Source organism: Hamadaea sp. (genome assembly GCF_013362815.1).
Lineage (GTDB): Bacteria > Actinomycetota > Actinomycetes > Mycobacteriales > Micromonosporaceae > Hamadaea.
In genome coordinates this window covers 121,702-147,450 of record NZ_JABFVK010000019.1, presented here as the reverse complement: position 1 = coordinate 147,450, position 25,749 = coordinate 121,702, and the positions used below count along the sequence as shown (strand labels likewise).

At 69.4% G+C, this 25,749-nt stretch carries 22 protein-coding genes and 1 pseudogene; 13 read left to right on the top strand and 10 right to left on the bottom strand.

All coding sequences use genetic code 11. The features are described 5' to 3' along the window. Positions 1-21: 21 nt before the first annotated feature. From HOV77_RS12190 to HOV77_RS12170, 5 genes are read right to left on the bottom strand one after another with little or no spacing between them, the layout of a single operon-like run. Complete coding sequence (locus HOV77_RS12190; protein WP_290861472.1) at positions 22-732, bottom strand: SDR family NAD(P)-dependent oxidoreductase; 711 nt, start codon at positions 730-732, stop codon at positions 22-24. Next, positions 729-2,036 carry an enolase C-terminal domain-like protein gene (locus HOV77_RS12185; RefSeq protein WP_290861470.1) on the bottom strand — a complete coding sequence of 436 codons (1,308 nt, stop codon included), beginning with the start codon at positions 2,034-2,036 and terminating at the stop codon, positions 729-731. The genes HOV77_RS12190 and HOV77_RS12185 overlap by 4 nt, the downstream gene beginning before the upstream one ends. A 5-nt stretch (positions 2,037-2,041) precedes the next feature. Further along, a complete protein-coding gene (locus HOV77_RS12180; protein ID WP_290861469.1) occupies positions 2,042-2,899 on the bottom strand; it encodes a fumarylacetoacetate hydrolase family protein in 858 nt (285 codons plus the stop codon). A 3-nt stretch (positions 2,900-2,902) separates the two neighbouring features. Next, a complete protein-coding gene (locus HOV77_RS12175; RefSeq protein ID WP_290861467.1) occupies positions 2,903-3,736 on the bottom strand; it encodes an amidohydrolase family protein in 834 nt (277 codons plus the stop codon). After that, positions 3,733-4,662, bottom strand: coding sequence for an aldo/keto reductase (locus HOV77_RS12170; protein ID WP_290861465.1), 930 nt, complete (start codon positions 4,660-4,662; stop codon positions 3,733-3,735). The genes HOV77_RS12175 and HOV77_RS12170 overlap by 4 nt, the downstream gene beginning before the upstream one ends. An 80-nt stretch (positions 4,663-4,742) precedes the next feature. Between HOV77_RS12170 and HOV77_RS12165 the strand changes: the two genes are divergently transcribed. The 9 genes from HOV77_RS12165 to fabF all read left to right on the top strand — a co-directional run bounded on the left by HOV77_RS12165 (position 4,743) and on the right by fabF (position 13,350). Continuing rightward, positions 4,743-5,360, top strand: a complete 618-nt coding sequence (locus HOV77_RS12165; RefSeq protein WP_290861463.1) for a GntR family transcriptional regulator — start codon at positions 4,743-4,745, stop codon at positions 5,358-5,360. A gap of 49 nt (positions 5,361-5,409) precedes the next feature. Continuing rightward, positions 5,410-6,846: a glutamate--tRNA ligase gene (gene gltX, locus HOV77_RS12160; RefSeq protein ID WP_290861461.1), complete on the top strand. Its 1,437-nt coding sequence runs from the start codon at positions 5,410-5,412 to the stop codon at positions 6,844-6,846. A 161-nt stretch (positions 6,847-7,007) separates the two neighbouring features. After that, the gene (locus tag HOV77_RS12155) at positions 7,008-7,646 is read left to right on the top strand and encodes a hypothetical protein (protein WP_290861459.1); all 639 of its coding nucleotides are present in this window, start codon (positions 7,008-7,010) and stop codon (positions 7,644-7,646) included. A 184-nt stretch (positions 7,647-7,830) separates the two neighbouring features. Then, on the top strand, positions 7,831-8,541 hold the full coding sequence (locus HOV77_RS12150) for a hypothetical protein (protein ID WP_290861457.1): 711 nt from the start codon (positions 7,831-7,833) through the stop codon (positions 8,539-8,541). A 3-nt stretch (positions 8,542-8,544) separates the two neighbouring features. Continuing rightward, on the top strand, positions 8,545-9,720 hold the full coding sequence (locus tag HOV77_RS12145) for a helix-turn-helix domain-containing protein (RefSeq protein ID WP_290861455.1): 1,176 nt from the start codon (positions 8,545-8,547) through the stop codon (positions 9,718-9,720). 139 nt (positions 9,721-9,859) lie between these two features. Beyond that, entirely contained in the window at positions 9,860-10,810 is a 951-nt protein-coding gene (locus HOV77_RS12140) for an ACP S-malonyltransferase (RefSeq protein ID WP_290861453.1), read from the top strand. A 61-nt stretch (positions 10,811-10,871) separates the two neighbouring features. Further along, entirely contained in the window at positions 10,872-11,810 is a 939-nt protein-coding gene (locus HOV77_RS12135) for a beta-ketoacyl-ACP synthase III (protein ID WP_290861509.1), read from the top strand. A gap of 68 nt (positions 11,811-11,878) precedes the next feature. Next, entirely contained in the window at positions 11,879-12,115 is a 237-nt protein-coding gene (locus HOV77_RS12130) for an acyl carrier protein (protein WP_253761351.1), read from the top strand. A gap of 8 nt (positions 12,116-12,123) precedes the next feature. Next, positions 12,124-13,350: a beta-ketoacyl-ACP synthase II gene (gene fabF / locus HOV77_RS12125; protein WP_290861448.1), complete on the top strand. Its 1,227-nt coding sequence runs from the start codon at positions 12,124-12,126 to the stop codon at positions 13,348-13,350. 68 nt (positions 13,351-13,418) lie between these two features. On the opposite strand, the gene HOV77_RS12120 is transcribed toward fabF, so the two are convergent. Further along, on the bottom strand, positions 13,419-15,074 hold the full coding sequence (locus HOV77_RS12120) for a glycoside hydrolase family 3 N-terminal domain-containing protein (RefSeq protein ID WP_290861446.1): 1,656 nt from the start codon (positions 15,072-15,074) through the stop codon (positions 13,419-13,421). A gap of 58 nt (positions 15,075-15,132) precedes the next feature. Continuing rightward, positions 15,133-15,627 carry a DUF3145 domain-containing protein gene (locus tag HOV77_RS12115; RefSeq protein ID WP_290861444.1) on the bottom strand — a complete coding sequence of 165 codons (495 nt, stop codon included), beginning with the start codon at positions 15,625-15,627 and terminating at the stop codon, positions 15,133-15,135. A gap of 295 nt (positions 15,628-15,922) precedes the next feature. Between HOV77_RS12115 and HOV77_RS12110 the strand changes: the two genes are divergently transcribed. The 3 genes from HOV77_RS12110 (at position 15,923) to HOV77_RS12100 (ending at position 19,301) form a co-directional block, all read left to right on the top strand. Beyond that, the gene (locus tag HOV77_RS12110) at positions 15,923-16,249 is read left to right on the top strand and encodes a hypothetical protein (protein WP_290861442.1); all 327 of its coding nucleotides are present in this window, start codon (positions 15,923-15,925) and stop codon (positions 16,247-16,249) included. Positions 16,250-16,350: 101 nt separating this feature from the next. After that, the gene (locus HOV77_RS12105) at positions 16,351-17,079 is read left to right on the top strand and encodes a DedA family protein (RefSeq protein WP_290861440.1); all 729 of its coding nucleotides are present in this window, start codon (positions 16,351-16,353) and stop codon (positions 17,077-17,079) included. Positions 17,080-17,201: 122 nt separating this feature from the next. Beyond that, positions 17,202-19,301 carry an AAA family ATPase gene (locus tag HOV77_RS12100; protein ID WP_290861438.1) on the top strand — a complete coding sequence of 700 codons (2,100 nt, stop codon included), beginning with the start codon at positions 17,202-17,204 and terminating at the stop codon, positions 19,299-19,301. Positions 19,302-19,396: 95 nt separating this feature from the next. On the opposite strand, the pseudogene HOV77_RS12095 reads toward HOV77_RS12100, so the two are convergent. Together HOV77_RS12095 and HOV77_RS12090 are read right to left on the bottom strand one after the other, a co-directional pair. Next, positions 19,397-20,722: pseudogene (locus tag HOV77_RS12095) on the bottom strand (M14 family metallopeptidase); the annotation flags it as partial. Between the two features lie 217 nt (positions 20,723-20,939). Further along, entirely contained in the window at positions 20,940-23,681 is a 2,742-nt protein-coding gene (locus HOV77_RS12090; RefSeq protein ID WP_290861436.1) for a cellulose binding domain-containing protein, read from the bottom strand. Between the two features lie 609 nt (positions 23,682-24,290). On the opposite strand from HOV77_RS12090, the gene HOV77_RS12085 reads away from it, so the two are divergent. Continuing rightward, a complete protein-coding gene (locus HOV77_RS12085; RefSeq protein WP_290861434.1) occupies positions 24,291-24,986 on the top strand; it encodes a hypothetical protein in 696 nt (231 codons plus the stop codon). On the opposite strand, the gene HOV77_RS12080 is transcribed toward HOV77_RS12085, so the two are convergent. Next, complete coding sequence (locus HOV77_RS12080; protein WP_290861432.1) at positions 24,983-25,735, bottom strand: tyrosine-protein phosphatase; 753 nt, start codon at positions 25,733-25,735, stop codon at positions 24,983-24,985. The genes HOV77_RS12085 and HOV77_RS12080 overlap by 4 nt on opposite strands. Positions 25,736-25,749: the final 14 nt, after the last annotated feature.

Here is a 25,749-nt window from a genome sequence, read left to right as displayed (position 1 = left end):
GAGCGAGCGCAGTGAGTGGGTTCAGCGAACGAGCCGAAGCCCGCTCATCCCCCCGTCGACGGGAAGGGACATCCCGGTGACCGCCCCAGCCCCGGGCCCGGCCAGGTACGCGATGGCGGCCGCCACTTCCTCGGCGGTGACCAGGCGTCCGGTGGGCTGCCGGGCCGCCAGCCGAGCCCGCTCCGCAGCCGGGTCGGCGGCGTTGGCGAGCAGCCGGGCGACCCAGGGCGTGTCCACCGTCCCGGGCGCGACGCAGCAAACGCGTACGCCGTCGGCCACGAGGTCGGCCGCCATGGCCAGGGTCAGGGCGTGGACCGCTCCCTTGGACGCGCTGTAGAGGGCGCGGTTCACCAGCCCGGCGGTGGCCACGATCGAGGACATGTTGACGATCACTCCGCCATGCGGCGACTTCTTCAGGTAAGGCAGTGCCGCCCGGCTGGCTCGGACGATGCCGACGACGTTGACGTCCAGTACGCGGTGCCACTCCTCGTCGGAGTTGGCCTCCACCGGCCCGACCGCGCTGATCCCGGCGCTGTTGACGAGGATGTCGACGCCCCCGTGCTCGGCCGCGATCTGCTCGAACACCTTCTCGAGCGGCTGCGTCACATCGCCGTCCGGCAGGTCGACGACGGCCACCGTCGCACCCCGCGACGTGAACAGCGCCGTGCAGGCCGCTCCGATGCCGGAGGCGCCGCCGGTGACGACGGCGACCCGGCCGGCGAAGTCGTTCATTGCACTCTCCACTCTGGACCATCGGGGAAGGCGTACCGGGTCAGGGCTTCCGGCCGCATCTGCGCCGAGAACCCCGGCTGCTCGGGCGCGAGGTAGCGGCCGTCCCGAAGGACCACCGGGTCCACGAAGTGCTCGTGGAGGTGATCGACGTATTCCAGGTGCCGTCCGTCGAGCGAACCGGAGACCGCCACGTAGTCGAAGAACGACAGGTGCTGCACCAGTTCGCAGAGCCCGACGCCGCCTGCGTGCGGGCAGACCGGCTTGCCGAAGGCCGCCGCGAGCAGCAGGATCGCCAGGTTCTCGTTGACCCCGCCGACCCGGCAGGCGTCGATCTGCACGACGTCGATCGCATCCGCCTGCAACAGCTGCTTGAACATGACCCGGTTGTGCACGTGCTCGCCGGTCGCGACCCGGATCGGCCGCCCGTCCGGTCCCGCCGTCCGCAGTCCGCTGCGGATCGCGGCGTGCCCGAGCACCTCGTCGGGGCTCGTCGGCTCCTCGATCCAATACGGGTCGAACGAGGCCAGCCGCTTCATCCAGTCGATCGCCTCCGGCACGCCCCAGCGTTGATTGGCGTCGACCGCGATGCGTACCCGTGCTCCGACCGCAGCCCGAGCCGCGCGGAATCGGCGCAGGTCGTCGTCGAGGTCCGCGCCGACCTTCAGCTTGATCATGTCGAAGCCGTCCGCGACCGCCTCCTTCGCGAGCCGCGTGACCTTGGCGTCGTCGTAGCCGAGCCAGCCCGCGGAGGTCGTGTAGGCGGGGTAGCCGGTCGCGGCGATCTCGGCCGCGCGCTGTTCGCGGCCCGCCGCCCGGTCCGCGAGCAGATCCACGGCGTCAGCGGGGGTCAAGGCATCGGTCAGATAACGCCAGTCGATCAGATCGACCAAATGATCCGGCTGGTACGCGGAAAGCAACCGCCACAGCGGCAACCCGGCTCGGCGAGCGGCCAGATCCCAGACGGCGTTGATGACGGCGGCCGCCGCCAGATGCATCACGCCCTTCTCGGGACCGAGCCAGCGCAGCTGGGAGTCGTGCGTCAGCCGCCGGGCGAACTCCCCGAGATCCAGGTCGTCGACGGATTGTCCGACCACATAGGGCCGCATCGCCTCGATCGCCGCCACGCAGACATCGTTGCCCCGCCCGATGGTGAAGGTCAGCCCATATCCAGTCAATCCGTCGTCGGTGAGCAGCTCGACGTACGCCGCGGAGTAGTCCGGATCGGGGTTCATCGCGTCGGAGCCGTCGAGCGTCTTCGAGGTCGGGAAGCGTACGTCGTGCACCCGCATCCCGGTGATCTTCATCGAGGTCACGCCGCAGCCATTCGCGTACGCTGATGCCCGATGCCGTCGATCTCGACTTCCACCAGGTCGCCCGGTCGCAGGTAGGGGAACCGGCCGGAGAGGGCGACGCCTTGCGGCGTACCGGTGTTGATCACATCGCCCGGCTCCAGCACGGTGAACTGGGAGAGATGCCAGATCAGGGTGCCGACGTCGAAGATCATGTCGGCGGTCGTCGAGTCCTGCCGGGGCTCGCCGTTGACCCAGCTGCGCAGCCGGAGCTTCTGCGGCCCGCCGAGCGCCTCGACCTCGTCCGGCGTGACGAGCCAGGGGCCGAGCGGGTTGAACGTCTCGCAGCTCTTGCCCTTCGACCACTGCCCGCCGGAGACCTCGATCTGGAAGGTGCGCTCGGAGACGTCGTTGGAGACGGCGTACGCCCCGACGCAGCGCAGGCCCTCGTCCGGCGAGGCCAGATAGCGGGCGCGCTTGCCGATGACGACGGCCAGCTCCACTTCCCAGTCCGTCTTCACCGAGCCGCGCGGGATCAGGATGTCGTCGTAGGGACCCGAGAGGGTGTTCGGCGCCTTGTAGAACATGATCGGCTGGCTCGGCGGCTCCGCGCCGGACTCGGCGGCGTGCGCGGCGTAGTTCTGGCCGATGCACAGGATCACACCCGGCCGGGCCAGCGGCGGGCCCAGGCGCTGCCCGGCGATGTCGATCTCCGGCAGCCCGATGAGCTGCAACCCGGCGGCCACTCGGCCGAGGAACTCGCCGTCGATGTCGGCCGTCAGCGACCGCAGGTCATAGCAGGTGAGCACCTCGGGCGTGGAGTCGTCGAGGGCGACCGGGATCTCGGCCCCGGCCGGGCCGACCCTGAGGAACTTCATATGTCAGTCCAATCCATATGTGCGAGCGGCGTTGTCCGTGAAGACAGCGGTATGCAGATCGGCCGGAATCAGCTCCCGAGCGGCGGCGAGCCAGCGTTCGTAGCCCCCGGCGAGTTCCACCACCGGCCAGTCCGATCCCCACAACAGCCGGTCCGGGCCGAAGAGGTCCAACGCCGTCTGCGCGTACGGGCGCAGGTCGGCGAGCTGCCAGGACGCCCAGTCCGCCTCGGTGACCAGCCCGGACAACTTGGCCACCACGTTCGGGCAGGCGGCGAGGTTCTCCAGCGCGATCCGCCAGGCGCTTCGCTCCGCGGGTGAGCCGGCGTTGATCTGCGGCTTGCCCAGGTGGTCGAGCACCAGCCGGGCCTGGGACAGCGACTTGGCCGCCACGACCGCGCCCGGAATCTGGTCGGCCCGGATCACGAGGTCGAAGACGAGCCCGGTGTCGGCGATCACGGCCAGCCCGTCGATCACGTCGGGGCGGGCGAGGAAATCGGGATCGGCCTCGGCTTGGACCTGACTGCGTACGCCGGCGAGCTTCGACCCGCCCGGTCCGGCTCGATGCGCCGCGATCTTCGCCGCGAGCCGGGGATCGAGTGGGTCGAGCCACCCGACGACGGCCGCGATCTCGGGCGTCCGCTCGGCGAGGGCCAGGAACTCCGTCGTCTCGGCGTCGTCGCAGCGGCCCGCCTCGACCAGCACCGTCTTCGTGACACCGGCGCGCGTCAGGTTCGCCCGCAGATCGTCCACTGTGTAGTCCCGGCGGATCGGAGTCAGCGCCGGTTCGGCCAGCCAGGCGTACCCGGCGGTCCAGAGATGGTGGTGTGCGTCGATCATGCGATCGCCGCCCAGAGCTCGTCCGGGATCGGCACCGCCAGCATGTCCACGGCGTCGTCGACCTCCTCCGGTGAGCGCAGGCCGACCAGCACGGATGCGACGGCCGGGTGACGCAACGGGAACTGCACCGCCGCCGCGCGCAACGGCACCCCGTGCGCCTCGGCGATCTCCTTCAGGCGGAGTGCCCGGTCGAGCAGCACTTCGTCGGCGGCCGCATAGTCGAAGGTCGCACCCGGCCGCGGATCGGCGAGGATGCCCGAGTTGAACACGCCCGCCGCGATCACGGCCACTCCGCGTTCGGCCGCGAGGTCGAGCAGATCCGTCCCGCTGCGATCGAGCAGCGTGTAGCGACCGGCCATCAGCACGACGTCGAGATCGGCCCGTTCGACCAGGTACGCCAGCACGTCCGGACTGTTCGCACCGGCCCCGATGGCGGTGATCAGCCCTTCATCGCGCAGCCGGACCAGCTCCGGGTACGCCTCGGCGACGGCCTGCTCCAGGTGGTCGTCGGGATCGTGCAGGTGCACGACGTCCACCCGGTCCCGGTCGAGCCGGCGCAGACTGTCCTCGAACGATCGACGTACGCCGGAAGCGGAGAAGTCGAAGACCGGGCGCACGGACGGGTCGACGCCGGCCCAGACGTCGGCATCGGATTCGCCGTCGTCCTGGCGTTCGAGGACTCGGCCGACCTTGGTCGACAGCACATGACCGGCCCGCCCCCGCAACGCCTCACCGGACCGGGTCTCACTCCGGCCGTAGCCGTAGAACGGCGCGGTGTCGAAGAGGCGTACGCCCCGGTCCCAGGCCCGGTCGACGGTCGCGCGGGCCTGTTCGGGGCTGACGTCGGCGTAGAGCCCGCCGATCGGGGCCAGCCCGAGGCCCAGCCGAGTCACCGACAAGCCGGTCCGGCCCAGCTCCACCTGCATCAGGTACCTCCGTGTCGGCAAATCCTATAGGATTCTCGGGCGATCCTATAGGATGTCTCGGGCTCGGGGAAAGGGGCGAAATGGGCGAGCGGACGACGCTCAGCGACGAGGTCTACGAGACCCTCAAGGCGATGATCATGGACAACGTGATCGCGCCCGGCGGCCGGGTCACCATCGACGCGATCAGCCGTCAGCTGGACGTCTCACCCACTCCCGTACGCGAGGCGCTGGCCCGGCTGGAGTCGGACGGACTGGTCGTCAAACGGCCGATGGCCGGATACACGACGGCTCCCCTGCTCACCCCGGCGGAGTTCGAGCACCTCTTCGAGGTCCGGATGGTGCTGGAGTGCGCCGCCGCCGCTCGGGCGGCCCGGTCCGGCGATCCGACGGTGAAGTTCCCCCGGATGCCGACGCCGACCGCGGATCCCGGGTACGCCGGGCACGCCGCGTTCACCGCGGCCGACGCCGCGTTCCACGACGCCGTCGCGGTCGCGGCCGGTAATCCGGTGCTCCGGGAGTCGATCGCCCGGTTGCACTCCCACCTGCACATCCATCGGGTCGCCTTCCCGGGCCCCGGTTCCACCGATCTCGAACACGAGGCGATCGTCTCGGCGATCCGCGTACGCGATCCCGAAGCGGCCGAAGCCGCGATGCACGCGCACCTGACCGCGGCCCGGGACCGGCACCGGATGTCCTGAGGCGATACTCGTTCGCGGGCCGGATCGGACACCGATTACCCTGGTAGGGGTGACCGTTCGTGTGCGCTTCGCCCCCTCTCCCACCGGGATCTTCCACGTCGGCGGGGCCCGGTCGGCCCTGCAGAACTGGATCTACGCCAAACAGCACGAGGGTGCGTTCGTCCTGCGGATCGAGGACACCGACGCGGCGCGCAACCGGCCGGAGTGGACCGAGGGCATCCTGAACGCCCTGGACTGGATCGGCATCGAGCGGGGCACCTACGAGGGTCCCTACTTCCAGTCCTCGTACGCCACCGAGCACGTGAAGGCCGCGACGCAGCTCTACGAGGCCGGCCGGGCGTACTACTGCGACTGCACTCGCGACCAGGTCCAGGCGCGGACCGGCAACCAGTACTCGGGATACGACGGCTTCTGCCGCGACCGGGCGCTCGGTCCGGGCGAGGGCCGGGCACTGCGCTTCCTCACGCCGGACGAGGGTGAGACGGTCGTCGTCGACCTCATCCGCGGCGAGCCGACCTTCGAGAACAAGCTCATCGAGGACTTCGTCATCGCGCGGGGCGACGGCTCGCCGGTGTTCCTGCTGGCCAACGTGGTCGACGACCTCACCATGGGAATCACCCACGTGATCCGGGCCGAGGAGCACCTGCCGAACACGCCGAAGCAGCAGATGCTGTGGGAGGCGCTCGGGCACGTGCCGCCGGTGTGGGCGCACGTCCCGATCGTCGTCAACGAGAAGCGGCAGAAGCTGTCCAAGCGCCGCGACAAGGTGGCGTTGGAGATGTATCGGGACGAGGGCTACCTCGCCGCGACCATGCGCAACTACCTCATGCTGCTCGGCTGGGCGCCGTCCGGCGACCGCGAGATCGTGCCCTGGTCGGTGATCGAGGAGGAGTTCCGGCTGGAGGACGTCAACCCCTCCCCGGCTTTCTTCGACGAGAAGAAGCTGCGCTCGTTCAACGGCGAGTACATCCGGGCACTGTCCGTCGAGGACTTCGTGCAGGCCTGCCTGCCCTGGCTTACCGGCCCGTTCCTCACCCCGGAGGAGAAGGCCGAGAAGGGCTATGGGATCACCGCTCCACCGTGGGACCTCAACTCCTTCGACCTGGCCGTCTTCGCCCAGGTCGCGCCGCTGGCCCAGACCCGGATCGCGGTCCTCGCCGAGATCGTGGAGTACGTCGACTTCCTCTTCCTCGACGAGCCCGTCGTCGACGAGGGCGCTCGGGCCAAGGCGGCCAAGGACGCGGCCATCCTGCCCGCGGTCATCGCGGCGTACGAGGCGCTGACGGACTGGTCGGCCGAGCCGCTCAAGGACACGCTGATCGCGGTCGGCGAGGCCGCGGGGCTCAAGCTCGGCAAGGCACAGGCACCGGTACGCGTGGCGGTCACCGGGCGTACGGTCGGCCTGCCGCTCTTCGAGTCCCTCGAGGTGCTCGGCCGGGAGAAGTCCCTGGCCCGGCTGCGTCAGGCGGCGTCGACCCTCCTCTGAGGATGATGACCCTGGGTGACGTTGCGCAATCGTGACCTTCTGATCGCAACGGAGTCGGCGCTTCAGGTGTCTTCTGGTGCGAAGGTGGGAAATCTTCGGCGTTCCCGCGCTTCTTCCGCACCGGCTTTCATCTTCCACGGGGACCGCATATGTCACGCACGGTGGCACGACGTACGCTCATCGCCGGCTTCGCCCTGGCCGCGATGGGTCTGGCCGGCCTGCTCGCCACTCCGGCGCAGGCCGCACCGGCGGCTGCCCCGCCGAATCAGATCACCATCATCGGCGAGGGCCTCGCTCAGCCGATGAACATCTCGGCGAAGGACCAGCCGAACGAGTTCGAGTCGATGCTCGGCGAGGTCGACTATCTCGCCACCAGCACGAGCGTGGCGTCGGCGCCCAAGGCCGACAAGCTCGGCCCGAAGTACACGGTGACGCTGTCGGTCGACGGCATCGGCAAGTCGCAGTACGACCTCTACCCGCTCGCGGCGGGCGGTCCGCGCGCGTTCCGCCCGGCGGCTCAGCCGGACCGGCGCAAGACCACCGCGGGCTGGTTCTACGGCCGGCTCACCATGCCCTCGACCATGCGCGGGATCGGCGTACCGCTCGGCGGGGGCACGACCTTTCAGCCGCCCGTCGGCGGTGGCGGTGGCGGCGTGGCGAGCCAGACCAAGAACGCCACGGCCGGCATCGGCGAGGTGATGGGCGAATGGCGCCGGGTGGTTGCCCTCAACGGGGCGATCGTCATCGTCATCGCCATGGGCCTGTTCGGCATCGCCTTCCTCATCCGCCGCAAGGTCTGACCTTCGCGTTGATCATGAACCTATGGTCCCGGCTGTCCGGCGTGTCGCCCCCCGAAGTTCGTGATCAACCGGCGCGCCGCGCCGGTGTCGATCACGACGCTCGGGGTCACGACACGCCGCCGAAGCGGACCATAGGTTCATGATCAACGCGGTGTGCGGCTGGGCAGGGCTTAGAGTGCTCCGCATGCGTACCCCCCTCGCCGCAGCACGCGCGACGTTGACGCTGCTCATAGCGGGCCTGGCCCTCGCCGGCTGCATGAAGGTCGACGCCGCCCTGGTGGTGAACTCCGACGACACCGTCTCCGGCGACGTCGTGCTGGCCGTCGACCGCCGCCTGGCCAACGTCACCGGCCAGTCCGAGGACCGGCTGGTCGCGACCCTCGGGCTGGACAAGGAGAAGCTGCCGGCGACGGCCTCCATCGAGAAGTACGAGGACGCGGCCTTCGTCGGGGTCAAGGTGGCCTATGCGCGTACGCCGTTGGCGCAGTTCAACGGGGTCAGCGGCCGGGACGCCTTCACCTTGGTGCGCTCCGGCAACGAGTACGCCTTCTCCGGCTCGGTCGATCTGCGTACGGTGAACCTCTTCGATCCCGGCGTACGCGCCTTCGCCGACCAGTTCAGCTTCCGGATCGCCGTGACGTTCCCCGGCAAGGTGACCGAACACAACGGGGTGCTCGCCGGGCGTACGGTGACGTGGCAGCCCAAGGCAGGTGAGCTGCTCACGATGCAGGCGCGGGCGAAGGTCGACGGGCCGGTCCCGTGGGTGCCGCTGGTCGCCGCCGGAGTGGGCCTGGCCGCCGTCGGCACGGTGATCGTCGTCTTCCTGTTGTCGCGCCGCCGGCCGCGCCGGGCCGAGGAGCCGACGCTTGTCGAATACCCACATGACATGCTGTAGGACATGACCAAGGCACCGGCGCTGTCGGCCACCCTCAAGCGGATAGAGCGCGCCGCCGGATCACTGGCCACCGCGAGCGTCGCCCGCATGGACGAGGTGCTGCCCTGGTTCCGCGGTATGCCCGCCGACCAGCGTGCGTGGGTCATGCTCGTGGCGCAGTCCGGAGTGCGGTCGCTGGTCGAGTGGCTGCGTCAGGACGATCATCGAGCGGGGACTCAGGAGGTCTCCGACGAGATCTTCGACGCCGCCCCCCGGGCGCTGGCCCGCAGCATCAGCCTGCAGCAGACGGTGGCGCTGATCAAAGTCACCATCGACGTCGTCGAGGAGCAGGTCCCGGAGCTGGCCGCCGAGGGCGAGGAGGACCTGCTGCGCCAGGCGATCCTGCGGTACTCCCGGGAGGTCGCGTTCTCCGCGGCCCGGGTGTACGCGCGAGCGGCCGAGACTCGGGGCGCGTGGGACGCCCGCCTGCAGGCCCTCCTCGTCGACGCCCTCCTGCGCGGCGACTCCTCCGACGTCCTGGCCAGCCGGGCGGCCGCGCTGGGCTGGTCGGACGCCCCGCCCGTGGCGGTGGCCGTCGGGCGTTCCCCGGGTGGCGAGGCGGCCGCCGTCCTGCACGCTGTCCACCGGCTCGCACGCCGGTTGGGCGTCGAGGTCTTCGGCGGCGTACACGGCGATCGGCTCGTCGTCGTCCTGGGCGGGGCCGCTGATCCGCTCGCCGCCGCCGAGAAGTTGGCTCCGGCCTTCGGGGAAGGCCCGATCGTCGTCGGCCCGGCCGTCCCGTCGCTGGACGAGGCCAGCACGAGCGCCCGCTCGGCGCTGGCCGGATTCCGGGCCGCCGCCGCGTGGCCCGCCGCGCCGCGGCCGGTGGCCGCCGAGGCGCTGCTCCCCGAACGGGCCCTGGCCGGGGATGCCGAGGCGCGGCGGGTGCTGCGGCAGGACATCTACGGTTCGGTGCTGCGGTCCGGCGGTGAGCTGCTGGAGACGCTCGACGCCTTCCTGACCCACGGCGGCGCGCTGGAGGCGACCGCTCGGGCGCTCTTCGTCCACCCCAACACCGTGCGCTATCGCATGCGCCGAGTGGCCGAAATCACGGGGTACGCCCCGCTCAGCCCCCGGGACGCGTTCACCCTCCGGGTCGCCCTGGCGTTGGGCCGCCTCGAGCCGAGCCAGCCCGCCTGAACAGGCTCTTCAGGATTCACGGATCGGACATTGCGGTGACATCGCACGTCAATCTTTGTGAAGACCCTACAAACGCGGTAGGCGGATTTGGTGGCGCGCGACAACGGCGTGGCCTCGGCCGATCCTTCAGGGTTGATAAGTGCTCGCCGTACTCTCTCCGGGCCAGGGTGCCCAAAAACCGGGCTTCCTGACTCCGTGGCTCGCCGTCGACGGCGTGTCCGATCAGCTGCGTCAGTGGTCTGCGCTGACCGGCGTCGATCTCGTCCACCTCGGCACCGACGCCGACGCGGAGGAGATCAAGGACACCGCCAAGACCCAGCCACTGCTGACCGCGGCCGCCCTGATCGCCGCGGCCCAGCTCCCGCTTCCGGCCGTATGCGTGGTGGCCGGGCACAGCGTCGGCGAGCTCGGTGCGGCGGTGATCGCCGGAGCGCTGCGCGCGGACGACGCGATCGCGCTGGCCGGCGTACGCGGAAACGAGATGGCCGCCGCCTGTGCGCTGGAACCCACCGGCATGGCTGCCATCCTGGGCGGAGCCGAGGACGAAGTGCTCGCCGCCATCGCCACGTGCGGGCTGTACCCGGCCAACCGCAACGGCGCTGGGCAGATCGTCGCGGCGGGCGCGCTCGACGGGATCGACAAGCTCGCCGGGGAGCCCCCGGCCAAGGCGCGGGTGATCAAGCTGCAGGTCGCCGGGGCGTTCCACACGCCGTACATGGCTCCGGCCGAAGCGGCGCTGACCGGGTTCGCCGGGAAGATCACGCCGGCCGACCCGACGCGTACGCTGCTCCAGAACGCCGACGGCGCGGCGGTCACCGCCGGACCGGAGCTGCTCTCGCGGCTGGTCCAGCAGGTCACCGCGCCAGTCCGGTGGGATCTCGTCATGGGCCGGTTCGCCGAGCTGGGCGTGACCGGCGTCCTCGAACTGCCCCCGGCCGGTACGCTCGCCGGCCTGGTGAAGCGAGAGCTGAAAGGCCTCCCCGGAGGGATCGACATCGTCACCGTGAACACGCCGGACGACCTCGCGGCCGCCCGCGACCTCATCGAGCGCCACGGCGCCAGCCCCGCTATCGAAGGAGCCTCCGCCTGATGGGGAGCAACGGTCTCATCCACCGCGACGGCAGCAGCCCCGCTATTGAAGGAGCCTCCGCCTGATGGGGAGCAAGATAGTTTCACTCGGCCACTACCAGCCCGCCCGGGTGCTGACCAACCACGACCTCGCCCAGATGGTCGACACCAACGACGAGTGGATCCAGTCCCGGGTCGGGATCAAGGAGCGGCGGATCGCCGACACCGAGACCGTGGCCGACATGGGCGGGGCCGCCGCTGAGAAGGCGCTGGCCGCCAGCGGCCTGGCCGCGTCCGACATCGACCTCGTCATCGTCGCCACCTGTTCGTCGGCCGACCGCAGTCCCAACGTGGCCTGCCGGATCGCGATCAAGCTCGGCCTGGGCACCCCGGCGGCGTTCGACGTCAACACCGCGTGCTCCGGCTTCTCGTATGCCCTCGCCCTGGCCGACCAGGCGATCAACGCGGGTGCGGCGAATCACGCGATCGTCGTCGGCGTCGAGAAGCTCTCCGAGATCACCGACTGGACCGACCGCTCGACCGCCGTCATCTTCGGCGACGGCGCGGGCGCGGCCGTGGTCAGCAAGACCGCCGAGGGCGAAGAGCCCGGCATCAGCCCGGTCGTCTGGGGCTCGGCCCCCAGCGAGGCGATCCGCATCGAGACCTGGCGGCCCTACATCCAGCAGGACGGCCAGACCGTCTTCCGGTGGGCCACGACGGCGATCCCGCCGCTGGCCCGCGAGGTGTGCGAGAAGGCCGGGTACGACCCCGCCGACATCGCCGCCTTCGTCCCCCACCAGGCGAACCTGCGCATCATCGAACCGGTGGCGCGCAAGGTCGGCGTGGTCAACGCGGTCATCGCGCGCGACATCGTGGAGTCCGGCAACACGTCGGCGGCGAGCATCCCGCTCGCGCTGTCCAAGATGGTCGAGCGCGGCGAGGTGAAGTCCGGCAGCCCGGTGCTGCTGATCGGCTTCGGCGGTGGCCTGACCTACGCCGGTCAGGTCGTACGCTGCCCCTGACCAGTCCCCACATACTGCGTCCCTGAGACCATTCAGCGGCACAGCGAACCAACCATGAAGGGAAGAACATGACCCGCGAAGAGATCACCTCTGGCCTCGCCGAGATCCTCGAAGAGGTCGCCGGGGTGAACCCCGACGACGTCTCGGAGGAGAAGTCGTTCACCGAGGACCTGGACGTCGACTCGCTGTCGATGGTCGAGGTCGTCGTCGCGGCCGAGGAGAAGTTCGGCGTGAAGATCCCGGATGACGAGGTCCAGAACCTCAAGACCGTCGGCGACGCCGTCGCCTACATCCTGAAGGGCTGATCTTCCCCTTGTCTCGTCGTGACGTAGTCGTCACCGGGCTCGGTGTCACGTCCCCGCTCGGCGGGGACGTGGCCACCACCTGGGACGCCATGCTCGCCGGCAAATCCGGGGTCAGCGCGCTGACCGAGGACTGGGCCGAGCAGCTGCCCGTGCGGATCGCGGCGAAGGTGGCCGTCGACCCCTCGGAGGTGCTCGACCGGGTCCGCCTGCGCCGGCTGGACCGGTCGGAGGCCCTCGCGTTGATCGCCGCCGCCCAGGCCTGGAACGACTCCGGCCTAGGCGATTCGGGGCTCGACCCCGAGCGGCTGGCAGTGGTGGTCGGCTCCGGCATCGGCGGGGCGCAGACCCTGCTGGCCCAGGACGACATCCTGGAGGCGTCGGGACCGCGGCGGGTCAGCCCGCACACGGTGCCGATGCTGATGCCCAACGGCCCCGCCGCCTATGTCGGCCTGGAGTACGGGGCGAAGGCCGGCGTACACGCGCCGACCAGCGCCTGTGCCACCGGGGCCGAGGCGATCGCCTGGGGTCTGGACATCATCCGCTCCGGCCGCGCCGACGTCGTGATCGCCGGCGGCACCGAGGCGGTCATCCACCCGCTGCCGATCGCCGGGTTCGCCTCGATGCGGGCCATGTCGACCCGCAACGACGATCCCGAGCGCGCTTCGCGTCCGTGGGACAAGGCCCGTGACGGCTTCGTCCTCGGCGAGGGCGCGGGCATCGTGGTCCTGGAGTCGGCCGAGCACGCGGCCGCTCGCGGGGCTCGCGTACACGCCGTGCTGGCGGGCGCCGGGCTCACGTCGGACGGTTACGACATCGTCCAGCCGCATCCGGAGAGCGAGGGCGGCGGCCGGGCCATGCGCGCCGCGCTGCGCAGCGCCGACCTCGATCCGCTCGAGGTCAAGCACGTCAACGCGCACGCCACGTCCACCCCAGTGGGCGACATGGCGGAGATCGCGGGCATCCGCCGGATCATCGGCGACCATCCCGTGCTCACCGCGACCAAGTCGATGACCGGTCACCTGCTCGGTGCGGCCGGCGCGGTGGAGACCATCGCGACGATCCTGGCTGTACGCGAGTCGGTGATCCCGCCGACGATCAACCTCGACGACCCGGACGAGGGCCTGACGCTCGACGTCGCCGCCCACAAGCCGCGGTCGCTGGACATCCCGGCGGCGCTGAACAACTCGTTCGGCTTCGGCGGCCACAACGTCGCGCTCATCTTCACGCGGGCTTGACCGTGTGAAGCATGCGCTCAGCACGCGGGCTTGACCGTGTGAAGCATGCGCTCAGCACGCAGGCTTAGTCAGCTGCAGGAACTCCTCGGAAGGCCGTTCACCGCTACCGGTGAGCGGCCTTCCGCCTTCGCCTTGCCGGCGAGCACCGCCGCCAGCGCATCCAACGACGACGGGCTGGACGAGTAGGTCGCCAGCAGGATCGGGGCCGGCGACTTCGCGAGGATGTAGGGCGTGTCCATGGCGACCGCGATCGTCGCCTTGGCGTTCAGGTCCCCCGCCGTGTCGCCGTAGCCGACGAGGTGCACCACCTGCGCACCCGCCGTCGCCGGGCGCTGCTCTACGCGTACCCCTTGGGCTTGCAAAGCCTTCACCAGATGATCCCGGCTGGACTCGCGGCCCTTCGCCGCCGTCACGCCGACCGGGCCCGTGACCAACGCCGCGCCACACGCGCCTCGGAGCTGGGTCACCGCGGCGCTCGCGGCCGCCGCCACCGCGGCCTGGTGCGTCTGGCCCGCGAGCACGTCCAGGCCGGGCTGGTCGTCGTCGGCCACCGCGTGCTTGAGGGTCTGGATGCGGGTGACCGACTCGCGGAGGCGGTCGCGCGACAGCTTGCCGGTCTTCAAGGCCGTCAAGATCCCGTTGTACGCCGCCACCGGGTCGGGCGGCATGAGTAGCAGGTCGTTGCCGGCTTGCAGGGCCCGGACGGCGGCCTCACCGGCGGGCCAGCGCTCGGCCGGAGCCATGTTGAGCGCGTCCGTGACCACCACGCCCTGGAAGCCGAGCTCCTGCCGCAGTACGCCGTCGAGCACCTTGGCCGAGAAGCTCGCGGGCATCCCCGGATCGATCGCGCGCACGTCGAGATGACCCGACATGATCAGCATCGCCCCGGCCTTGATGCCGGCCTGGAACGGCGGTAAGTCGATCTCCGCGAGCTCCTTCCGGGTCTGTTTGAGCTGCGGCAGGTCGCCGTGGCTGTCCGCGGCCGGGCGGCCGTGCCCCGGGAAGTGCTTGAGCGTGGCGGCGACCCCGGCGGCCTGCAAACCGCGTACGGCGGCCGCCGCCTGCTCGGCGACGAGCGCCGAGTCCGACCCGAACGACCGGGAGCCGATGACCGAGGACTCGCCCTGCACGTCCGCGTCGGGGGCGAAGTCGACGTTGATCCCCATCGCGGCCAGCTCGGTCCCGGCCGTACGCCACGCCGCCTCGGTCAGCTCGGGCTTGTTTGCCGCGCCCAGCGCCATCGCGCTCGGCAGCAGCGTGACGCCCGTCTTGACCCGGGTGACGACGCCGTACTCCTGGTCGGTGCCGATCAGCAGCGGAGACCCCGCCGGCAACTTCGCCGCCGCTGCCTGCAAGCCGGCCGTGAACTTCCGGACCTGCTCCGGGCGGTCGACGTTGGCGGTGTCCTGCGCGGTCGGATCGCCGGCCTCGAAGCCGACGAGGATCACCCCGCCGAGCCGCAGCTTCGCCACCAGTTCGGCCGGTGTGCGTACGCCGGCCATCTTCTGGTTCGCCTTCGCCGCCCCGGCCGACACCTGCGTGGCGTCCTGGCCGTACGCGTACGGCATGAGCACCTGGCCCGCGAGATCTTCGTCGCTGAGGAGGGCGACCCGCCCGGCGAGCGTCGTCGGGCTGGGGGAACTCTCGGGGGTGGCCGGAGCGGTGCCACAGGCCGTCAGAGCCAACGCGCACCCGGTCAAGATCGCTGCTGCATTCCGCCGCATGGCGGGCATCCCATCACACGTTCGGCCGATACGCCACCGGGACGCGCGGTGCAGTGACTCAGCCCGCCCTTTGAGTGAGCAGCGTGAAGGGGGCGCCGTCGCCCGCCCAGCGGTAGGGCTCCAACTCGGCGTCCCAGGCGGTGCCCAGGGCCCGGTCGAGGGCCAGCGACAAGGCTTCCGGCGTACGCGCGTGGGCCATGATCGAGCGCAGCAGGTCCTCGCCGAGCTGAGCGTCACCGGCCGCGCCGATCGTGGCTCGATGCAATCCCCGGCCGGGGACGTGCATGTAGCGCTCGCCATCGGTGCCAGGACTCGGCTCCTCGGTGACCTCGAACCGCAGCATGTTCCATTGGCGCAGCTCAGCGGCCAGTTCAGCGCCGGTGCCGGGACGGCCGGTCCAGCCGCATTCGGCGCGGCGCGACCCCGGATCGACGGGCTGCAACGTCCACTCCAGACTCACCGGGGCGGCCAGGACACGAGCTATCGCCCACTCGACGTGAGCACACACGGCGAGCGGGGTCGAGTGGACGTAAACGACGCCTCGCGTGGGCACTTCCGACCTCCCGGTGTCGACAGGTGCGTCTTCCCCTACGACCTGACGTCAGCGACAGCGGTATGCCCGATTTATTGGGTTCTGAAACTGATGGTGACAACGGGTCCATGATGACTGGTGAGGCGGACGGGACGCCAGCGAATCGGCAAAGTCGTCCGCAGAAAGTGCCGCTTCAGGCGACCACCGGGCAGCGATTGGTGGGAACGCCGGGGTGGCGGCTATGATGTCTCGGGCCCGTCTGCGGGCTGTTTTGCAAGCCGTGATGCAAGTCGTCGTGACATCTGGGAGTACTTCCGTGGCAGGAACCTCGAAGACCGCTCGCGCGTCTGTCCGGGCCGGTGAGGCCAGGGGCGGCGCTCTCAGCGTGCTGGGTGAGTTCAAGTACCTCATCCCGCTGAACAAGGGCAAGCACGTCTACGTGCGTAACCTCACCAACGGCAAGACCACGCACCTGAGCACCAGCTCGGACGCGTTCGTCGAGGAGATTCGGGTGCTGACCGCGGCCGGTCACGGTGCGAAGATCCGCGCCGAGCTGACCGCGCTGCAGACGGCGAACCCGGACCACGGGTGGGACGCCACCGAGAAGCGTCTGGCCGAAGCCGGTGTGTTCGGCGAGGCCTGACAGCCCACGCTCTTGACGAAGCCCCCGCGACCCGGTCGCGGGGGCTTCGTGTTTTCGGCTATCGTCGAGGCCCGTCCCCCGATCCGCTAAGCAGGTCCGAGATGGAACACGCACAGGAGTGGCTCTCGGCCCTTCCGCCGCTGGTCGTCTACCTCCTGGTAGGACTCGTCATCGGCGCGGAGAGCATGGGCATCCCGCTGCCCGGCGAGATCATCCTGATCAGCGCCGCCTTGCTGTCCGCGAGCGGCACCGGCAACCCCTGGCTCGTCGGCCTGGCCGCCGCGCTGGGTGCGATCATCGGCGACTCGATCGGGTACGCCATCGGCCGCCGGGGCGGTCGTCCCCTGCTGGAACGGGTCGGCAGACGGTTCCCCAAACACTTCGGACCGGCTCACCTGGCCCGAGCCGAGCAGATGTTCGGCAAGTGGGGCGTCTGGGCGGTGTTCTTCGGACGCTTCATCGCCTTGCTCCGCATCCTGGCCGGTCCCCTCGCCGGGGCACTGCGCGTGCCGTACGGGCGCTTCCTGGCGGCCAACGCGTCGGGCGGGATCGTCTGGGCCTTCGGGACTGCGTTGCTGGTCTACCACCTCGGCGCAGTCGTCGAGAAGTGGATGAAGGGCCTGTCCTGGGTCGGCCTGGCCCTGGCGCTCCTCGTCGGGCTCGGCACCACCCTCTGGCTCAAGCGGCGGGCGCGTAAGGCGATGGCCGACGTGGTCTCCGACGCCCCCGTCGACGCCTCGGGCGACGGGCTGGTGGCTGACACTGCGTCCGCGGCCCAGGGCGACGCCCCGGTCCCGGCCAAGCCCGCGCGGCAGACCGCCGGAGCCTGAAACACCCCGGACAGTGTCGGTCAGGACACACCCGGCGACGACGCGTGCGCCGGGGCACTAGGCTTTGACGGCACTGTTTCGCGCCGGGGAGCGCGAGCGCCTGTCAGCCTGGGGGGAGCCGCATGACGGAGACGCAGGCCAGCCCGCTCGAACAGGAGATCGCCGTCGAGCAGCGGCACGTCGACCGCGTCTACACTCAGCTCGCCCGGATGCGCGAATCGATGGCGCAACTGGAGGCGGGCGGATACGACCTCGCCGGGGCCCGCGTACCGGGGGCGCTGGTCGACCGGGACGCGATGGTCTTCCACGCCGCCCGGCAGCGCCAGATCCTGGACGCCGAGCACGAGGGGCTGGTCTTCGGCCGGCTCGACCTGCTGGGACTGCCACGGCCCCGGTATGTCGGCCGGATCGGCATCCGGGAGGACGGCAGCACCGACCTCGACCCGCAAATTCGCGACGACGTCGAGCCTTTGGTCATCGACTGGCGAGCCCCGGCCGCCGAGCCGTTCTACCGGGCGACTGCCGCGCATCCGCTCGGCGTCGTCCGCCGCCGGATGATCCAGTCCTCCGGGGAGAAGGTCACCGGGATCGAGGACGATCTGCTGGACCCCGAGGGCGCACCGCCCGGCATGACGGTCATCGGCGACGGTGCGCTGCTCGCAGCGCTGGCCAAGGCCAAGGGCACCGGCATGCGTGACATCGTCGCCACCATCCAGCAGGAACAGGACGTCGCCATCCGAGCCCCCGGCAGCGGGGTCACCGTGGTCGAAGGCGGCCCGGGCACCGGCAAGACGGCCGTCGCCCTGCACCGTGCGGCGTACCTGCTGTACTACGACCGGGCCCGGTTCGCCGGCGGCGGGGTGCTGATCGTGGGCCCCTCCCCCGTCTTCGTCTCCTACATCTCCGCCGTCCTCCCGTCCCTCGGCGAGGAGAGCGCCACCCTGAAGTCGCTCGGCGAACTCGTCGACGGCGTACGCGCGACGCGGGAGGAGACCGCCGCGGTCCACGCGATCAAAGGCTCCCTGCGGATGCGCCGGGTGCTGCGGCGGGCCGCCGAAGACGCGGTCCCGGGGCAGCCCGACGGATTGCGGATGCGGTTCCGGGGCGACTGGCTCGAGCTGCCTGCCCGGCGGGTCGAGCAGATGCGCCGGCAGATCGTCCGGGGTCAGCGACGCAACGAGATCCGGGCCAAGGCGTTCGGCGCGATCCTCGACGCGCTGTGGGAGCAGGCGCGGTCCCGGCTGCCCGGCTGGGAGCAGTCCCGGTTCGACGAGGAGCTCTCCGAGAACGAGGAGTTCCGCACCTTCCTCAAGCGCTGGTGGCCCCGAGTGCGGCCGGCCGACGTGCTGGCCTGGCTCGCCGACCCCAAGCGCCTGTCCTGGTACGCCGAAGGCACGCTCAGCAAGTCCGAGCAGGCCCGCCTGGCCGCCTCGATCCGCCCCGCCGACCTGTCGATGGACGACGTCGCGCTGCTGGACGAGATCGACGAGATCATCGGGCGGCCCCCGGTGGCCCGCCGCAAGACCGCCACGGGTTACCGGGTGCTCGGCGTACGCACCCAGTCCGCCGCGCGTGGTCCGATCGATCGGTCGGACTACCGCGACTACGCCCACGTCATCGTGGACGAGTCGCAGGACGTGACGCCGATGCAGTGGCGGATGATCGGGCGGCGAGGTCAGGTGGCGAGCTGGACGATCGTCGGCGACCCGGCGCAGACCGCGTGGACCGGAGAAGCCTCGGAGCCGGCTCGGGCCCGCGATTCGGCGTTGGGCGGCCGCAGACGGCACGAGTTCAGTCTCACGACGAACTACCGGAACCCGGCTGAGATCTTCGCGGTGGCGGCGGCCGAGATTCGGCGCGTCGCGCCGAATCTGCCGCTGCCGAAGGCGGTCCGCTCCACCGGCGTGGAACCCGTTCAGCTCACCGTCTCCCGGGGTGAACTGCGACAGAAGGTGACCGGCGCGGTCGCCCAGCTGCTCGACGAGGTGGACGGCACCGTCGGCGTGATCACGCCCGAGGCGGCCACCCGGGACGAGATCGCCGGCTGGCTGCCCCAGTCGGGACGACTCCAGGTGGTGACCGGCCTGGCCGCCAAGGGCATGGAGTACGACGGCGTACTCGTCGTGGAGCCCCGGCGGCTGCGGGAGCTGTCCGGCGCTCGGACGCTTTACGTCGCGCTGTCTCGCGCGACCCAGCGGCTCACCACGATCGAACTGGCCTAGCGCGCTTCGTTTGGCGCTGGATCAGGGTTCCAGGTCGAATCTTGCTTCAAGATTCGACCGCGAACCCTGATCCGGCGCGGGAAGCCCAGCTCTCAGCAGTACGTCGCCTGCTTGCCGATGACGCGGTAGGGGCAGTCGGCGTACGAGACGAGCAGGAGCACGGCCGTCTTGTTCCGGGTGGTCTGCGTGACGATCTGCTCGTCAGGCGGGTAGAAACCGCCGCCGCTGCCGGACGGGCCCGGGTACATCTCGAAGGTGTACGAGAAGATGTGGTGGACGTTCCACATCCAGTCGATGATGATCCCGTCGGCGATGTACAGGTCGCTGGCCTGTTCCGGCGTGTATCCGTTGAGGGCGGCCATCTGCTGGCCGAGGGTGGCGAAGGTGTTCCGCACGTCGGTCGTGATGGTGTTGGTCACGTCGGTCGTGGTGTACCCGTACGGCCACAGCACCAGCTGCGAGTAGGTGTGGAAGTCGATGTTCACCTTGATCTGCTGTACGCCGCCCACGACCCGGCTGTTCACGAAGTTGCGCAGGTTCGCCGTCTCCGGGGCGGAGAACGCGGACGGACCGCGGTAGGTCGCCGACGAGGTGCTGCCGGACGAGCCGCCGCAGCAGCCCCACTGGTACGCCCAGTTCCGGTTCAGGTCGGTGCCCACGTAGGACGAACCGCTGTTGGGCTGACGATTCTTGCGCCACGACCGGTAGGAGCCGGTGGCGATGTCGTATTCGCCGCCGTCCGGGTTCATGTCCGGCACGATCCAGATCTCGCGGGTGTTCACCCAGTTCGTGATCTCGGTGTCGGTGCCGTAGTTGTCGATGAACAGGTGCAGCAGGTAGAGCGCCATCTCGACGGTCAGGTGCTCGCGGGCGTGCTGGTGGGCGTTGAACAGCACCTCGGGCTCGTTCTCGTCGACCCCCACGTTGTCACTGATCTTGATCAGCGGCATGTCGCGGCCCTGGTACGAGGTCCCGATCGAGCTCTTGCTCGCGATCGCGGGCTTCGACGCGACCAGCGTGTTGATCTCGGCGATCATCTCGGCGTAGTTGTGGTAACCGGAGTCCGCCGACGGGAAGTCCTGGGTCGTGACACCACCGCCGGCCGCGGTGGGCTCGTCGCGTACGTCGGGGCTCACCAGGTAGCCGAGCGCCCGGATCTTCGCGACCTCACTCGGCGTCGCGGTCACGTAGACCTTGCCGTCCTCGATGCCGTCCACGGCGGCACCTGTGGCCGCGATGGCGTTGACCTCGGTAAAGCTCTTCGGGCCGACGACACGGAAGTACGCCGTCTCGGTGGCGCTCGGCTGCGAGCTGGGTGGGGCGGGGGTGGCCGTCGCCGGCACGACGAGCACTGCCACTGCCGCAGCGGCGATCACTGCCAGCAGGCGCCGCGTCCGGGTGGATCTCACTCGGGTCGTCATCGTCTTCCTCCGGGGGTCAGGTGGGGAAAACCGGTAGGTTGGCGCCTACATAGCCACGTATCGAAGATCGTGTCAATAGATGACTCTCACTTTTAGTGGATGAGGATGATCGACCACGTCAGCTTGCCCGAACGGCCGATCTGTCCTGGGCAGACACGGGGGCGGCCCGGCCGACGCTCGCGTCGGCCGGGCCGCCCCTTTCGTCCCCCAGCTAGGTCTAGGTTGCGGTACAGGTCAGCGTCGGCACCGCATTCGTACCGGACCACGCGGCGTTGAAGCCGAAACTGGTCGTCGCACCAGCGCTCAACGCACCGTTGTAACTCAGGTTCGTCACGGTCACATTGGCCCCGGACTGCGTGTAATTGCCGTTCCACAGCGAGGTGATGGTCTGCCCGTTGGCGAACGTCCACTTCACCGTCCAGGCCGTCGTGGCGGACGTGCCGGTGTTCTTCACCGTGACGTTCGCCCCGAAGCCGCCCGGCCACTGGCTCGAGATGGCGTAACTCGCCGAGCAGGCCTTGGCCGCTGACGACGACGGACTCGGCGAGGTGCTGGAACTCGGCGAGGTCGACGGGCTCGACGAGGTCGAGGTCGAGACCGAAGCGCTGGGCGAGATGGATGCGGATGACGTCGGCGACACCGACGGCGAGGTCGTGCTCACCCGATCGGCGACGATGATTCCGCGGCCGTTGGTGCCGATGTAGACCCGGCCGAAGACCCGCGGGTCGCCGGTCAGCGCCTCGCCGATGTTGCCGTACTGGTGCTGGTCGTCGTTGATTCGCAGCCAGGTCGTGCCGCCGTCGTACGAGGTGAAGATGCCGCGTACATTGTCGATCTTCGCCACCGTGAACAGCGTCGGGTAGCCGTTGGCCGTCGCCGACTTGCCGAACCCGATGTTGTTCGCCTCCTGCACGTTGGACAGCTTCGTGAAGCTCGCTCCCGAGTTGGTCGAGTGCCACAACCCGTACGCCCCGGTCGTGTCACCACCGGCGAGCCAGATGTCGCCCTCACGGCCTGCGACGGCCTTGACGTGCACGGTGCCGACGGTGGGCAGGCCGCTGGTGACGGTCGCGGCGAACGACTGCCCGCCGTTGGTGCTCACGTAGAACGTGCCGTTGGCGAAGGCGTAGAACTTGCTGGAGTTCACCCGGTCCGAGGCGACCCGCGCGCCCGACGGCACACCGCTCGACGACGACCACGAGCTGCCGCCGCCGTAGCTGACCGCTGCGCCGGCCGGCGCCCACACGATCGAGTTGCCGTTGGCGGCGACCGCCACCGTGCCGCCACCGGTCACGCCGGACGGCTCCTGGCCCTGATACCAGGTCGCGCCGTTGTCACTCGAGATGCCGATGCGGTTGGTGTTGGGGTTGGCCGTCTTGTCGACGTTGCCCACACGTACCACGTAGTTGGGGTTCAGCTCGGCGAAGTCGAGGCTGGTCGTCGAGGAGAACACCGGCGTGGTGAACATCATCGAGGGCACCGCGTCGAGGTTCGTATGCCGGAAGCCGTTGATGTCGCCGAGGCCGCTGAGCAGGTTGGCCCCGCTGGGCGGGCTGATCAGGTCGAGGACGGCGGTCTCCTCCAGGCCCTTGGCCATCACCTTGATGTTGATCTGACCGCCGGAGTCCCAGGTCGTCAGGTTCTCCGTGCCGTAGATCGTCGCGCCCGTGCCGTACATCAAGCGGTTCGAGTTGAACGGGTCGATCTCGACCGACTCGTTCATCCAGCCGAGCTTCGGCGACAGCTCGGGCGGCTGCGGGCTGTTGCCGAAGGTGAGCCAAGGTGCGGCCGAGATGTCCTGGGTGTATCGGAAGCTGCGGCTGGGGTAGCTGGTCCAGTCCCAGACCCTCGTCCAGGTCGTCCCGGAGTCCGTGCTGCGCCACATGATCATGTCCGGCCACCAGGAGATCTGCGAGGCGACCATGATCGTCCCCGGGTGCTGGCGGTCGATGGTCAGACCGGAGTATCCGAAGTAGTCGTCCGAGCTGCTGGACGGCACCGGGCTGATCTGCGTCCACGCGCCGGTGGTGATGTTGTACTTCCACACGTCGCCCTTGGCCCCGTCGTACGGGCCGCCGGTGTCGCTGGTCGCGATGTACAGCAGGTGGTTGACCGGGTCCAGTACGCCCTTGTGCGCGAGGTAGCCGGTGGGCTGCCCGGCGATCCGCGACCAGGTGACGCCGCCGTCGGTGCTGCGGTAGACGGTGTTGTCCTTGTCCGCGACGCCGACGTAGATGCCCTGCGTGGTGTTGCCCGAGGTGCCGGTGCTCTTGTCGAAGGTCACCCACGCGATGCCCTGGTTGTCGCCGAGGTACGCGTCACCGGGCGACTGGACGTAGGTCCCCGGGTTCGGGAAGGCGGTCACCTTCGCCCAGGTCACGCCGTAGTCGGTGCTCCTCCAGAGCCCGTTGCCGCTCGGCGCGCCGAGGTACAGGATGCTGTTCTTGTTCGGATCGATGGCCAGCCGCTCCCCCATGCCGCGGCCCGGCATGTTGCCACCCAGCTTGAAGGGCAGCGCGGTGGTCGCCCACGTCGCACCCTTGTCGGTCGATCGCAGGATCGCGCCGTTATTGGGGTCCCAGCTGTTGGTGTACATGCCGGCGGCGACGTACACGCGGTTCGGGTCGACGGCGTCGGTGGCCAGGCTGACCACGCCGTTGTAGCCCCAGTTGGTGAACCCGACCCAGTCCAGCAGCGGGATCCACTTCGAGGTGGCCTGGTCCCACCGGTACGCCCCACCGATGTCGGTGCGGGCGTAGATCAGGTTGGCCTGGGACTGGTTGAAGATGATGCCGGGCACGAAACCGCCCCCGACCACTTGGGCGTTGCGGAACGCGTACGGGTCCGATCCCGCCGCGGCGGCCGGTGTGCCCGGCAGTACCTGCGTGACCACCGCGAGCCCGGCCGCGACGAGCGCGGCGGCTACAGCGGAGGCCAGACTTCGCTGCTTCCTGAGCATGAACGGGCTGTCCTCTCTCGACCTAGCCCGCGACCGGGGCGGCCGAGGGCGTGAAAAGGCAAGGCACAGCCCGAGGCACGTGTCCGTGGAGCGTCGCGTGCCGCGGGTGTGGGCGCCCGCGCCGGGGCTACGACGCGGTTACCCAGATTTCACAAGCCCGGGGCACAAGTGTCAATAGTTTGGAGTGCCAACCAACTAGCCCCCGGTCACGGCGCCGACGCCCACGCCGCGCCGCACGTCGAGCGCACTTGATGCGGTTATTCCACTGTGGATAACCAAATTAGTGACGATTCTCCGGGGGTTCGAATGCGTTGCGTAGCAAGCCCCCCGGTTGCAATTACCGCATTTGAATGGCGGTACGCCCAAGGTCTAATGTGCTGCCCAGAAAAGCCGTAACCCCGGCAGTATGCCGAAGCAGGGGCCACCGGGGTCTTCGCAGAAACAGTACCAGAACATGTTGAAGGCCCGGCAACATGCAAAGCAGGGGTCCACCGGGCCGTCTGGAGTAGAGAGTACAACACCGACCGCGCAAGGCAAGCCAGAAAGCCGTAACCCCGGTGACATGCCAAGGCAGAGGTCATCCGGGGTGTTCATAAGAGAGGTTACACGATGGTTTTTGACCGCGCAAACCCGCTTCACGTTCAGGATGTTCGGTTGCGGCTGTCGGCACCTCGACTCGCACCGTATGACGTCGCCGCCGCCCACGATCACGAGGAAAGTCTGAATCTCTACGAGTGGAACCTGGCTGTCAGTGCCGCCTGCTACAAGTCGCTCCACGCTGTTGAGGTCTGTCTTCGAAACACCATCAACGATCAGCTGGGGGCATTCCACACTCGTCAGCGCCTCGGCGGATCATGGCTGGACGACCCTACCCACCTACTCGAGCCGCACCGCAGGTCGGACATCGCCGAGGCTGCATCGCGTGCACGGCGGAAGGGCTACCGTCTGTCTCCTGACCGGATCATCACTGAATTGCCGTTCGGGTTCTGGCGGTACCTGACAGCTCGCCGTTATGAACGGACGTTATGGGAGAAAGCGATTCGACACGGCTTCCCAAACCTACGGCCGCAACGCCGCCGAGCCATCGCGGAACCCTTGGAACGACTGCACTTTCTTCGCAATCGCATCGCTCACCACGAACCGGTCTACTTCCGTGATCTCGCGGCGGACGTTGAAGACATGCGGACCATACTCGCCGCCATGAGCCCGCTGACCTACGCTTGGGCTGAAGCGATCAGCGCGCTGCCGGGCGTACTCGGGGATCGGCCGGCGATCGTGCGCATCCCGCTCCCCCGCTGCCCCTAGACGTCCGCCAGGTAGATCGAGCGCAACGTCTGCACCTGCCCCTCGGTCAGGCCATGCAGCTCCAAATAGGACTGGACGGAGCCGTACTCCGCGCGCAGGTCGGCCAGGAAGGTCGAGATGACTTCCGGCGGTGTGACGTCCAGATAGGGCAAAAGATCCTTGGCGTCCGGGCGTACCGTCCGGAACCAGGTCATGAAGCGCCGGGTCGATTGCTCGGTGAAGTGATAATCCGCCGCGATCGTCTCGTCCGGCACTCCCAGCAGATCTTCGACGAACGCGATGACGATGCCCGTCCGGTCGCGCCCGCCCAGGCAGTGCACCGCTGCGGGGACCACCGCCGGGTCCGCGAGCAGGCCGATCGTCCGCGCGATGTCGGCGCCCGCCGTGCGCGCCGCCTCGTGGTACCGCGCCAGCAGATAGCTCGCCGGACCGTCCACTTCGGAATAATCTTCCTCGCGCCACGCGGGATTGTTCAGCGGCACGTTGTGCCAGGCCGTACAGGCCCAGTCCGGTGCGCGTCCGCCGTGACGTTCGATCTCCGCGGGCTGTCGCAAATCGATGATGGTACGCACACCGAGCATCCCGAAGCGGTCACGATCGGCCGGGGTGAACCCCTCGTCGTTGAGCGCGCCGAGATTGTCGCTGCGGTAGAGCAGCCCGGGTCGGATGACGCGCCCGTCGCGGGTGGTCAGGCCGCCGAGATCGCGCAGGTTGAACACGCGTGGAAAGTCGATGAACTCCAGGGGCACCCGGTCAGGGTAGC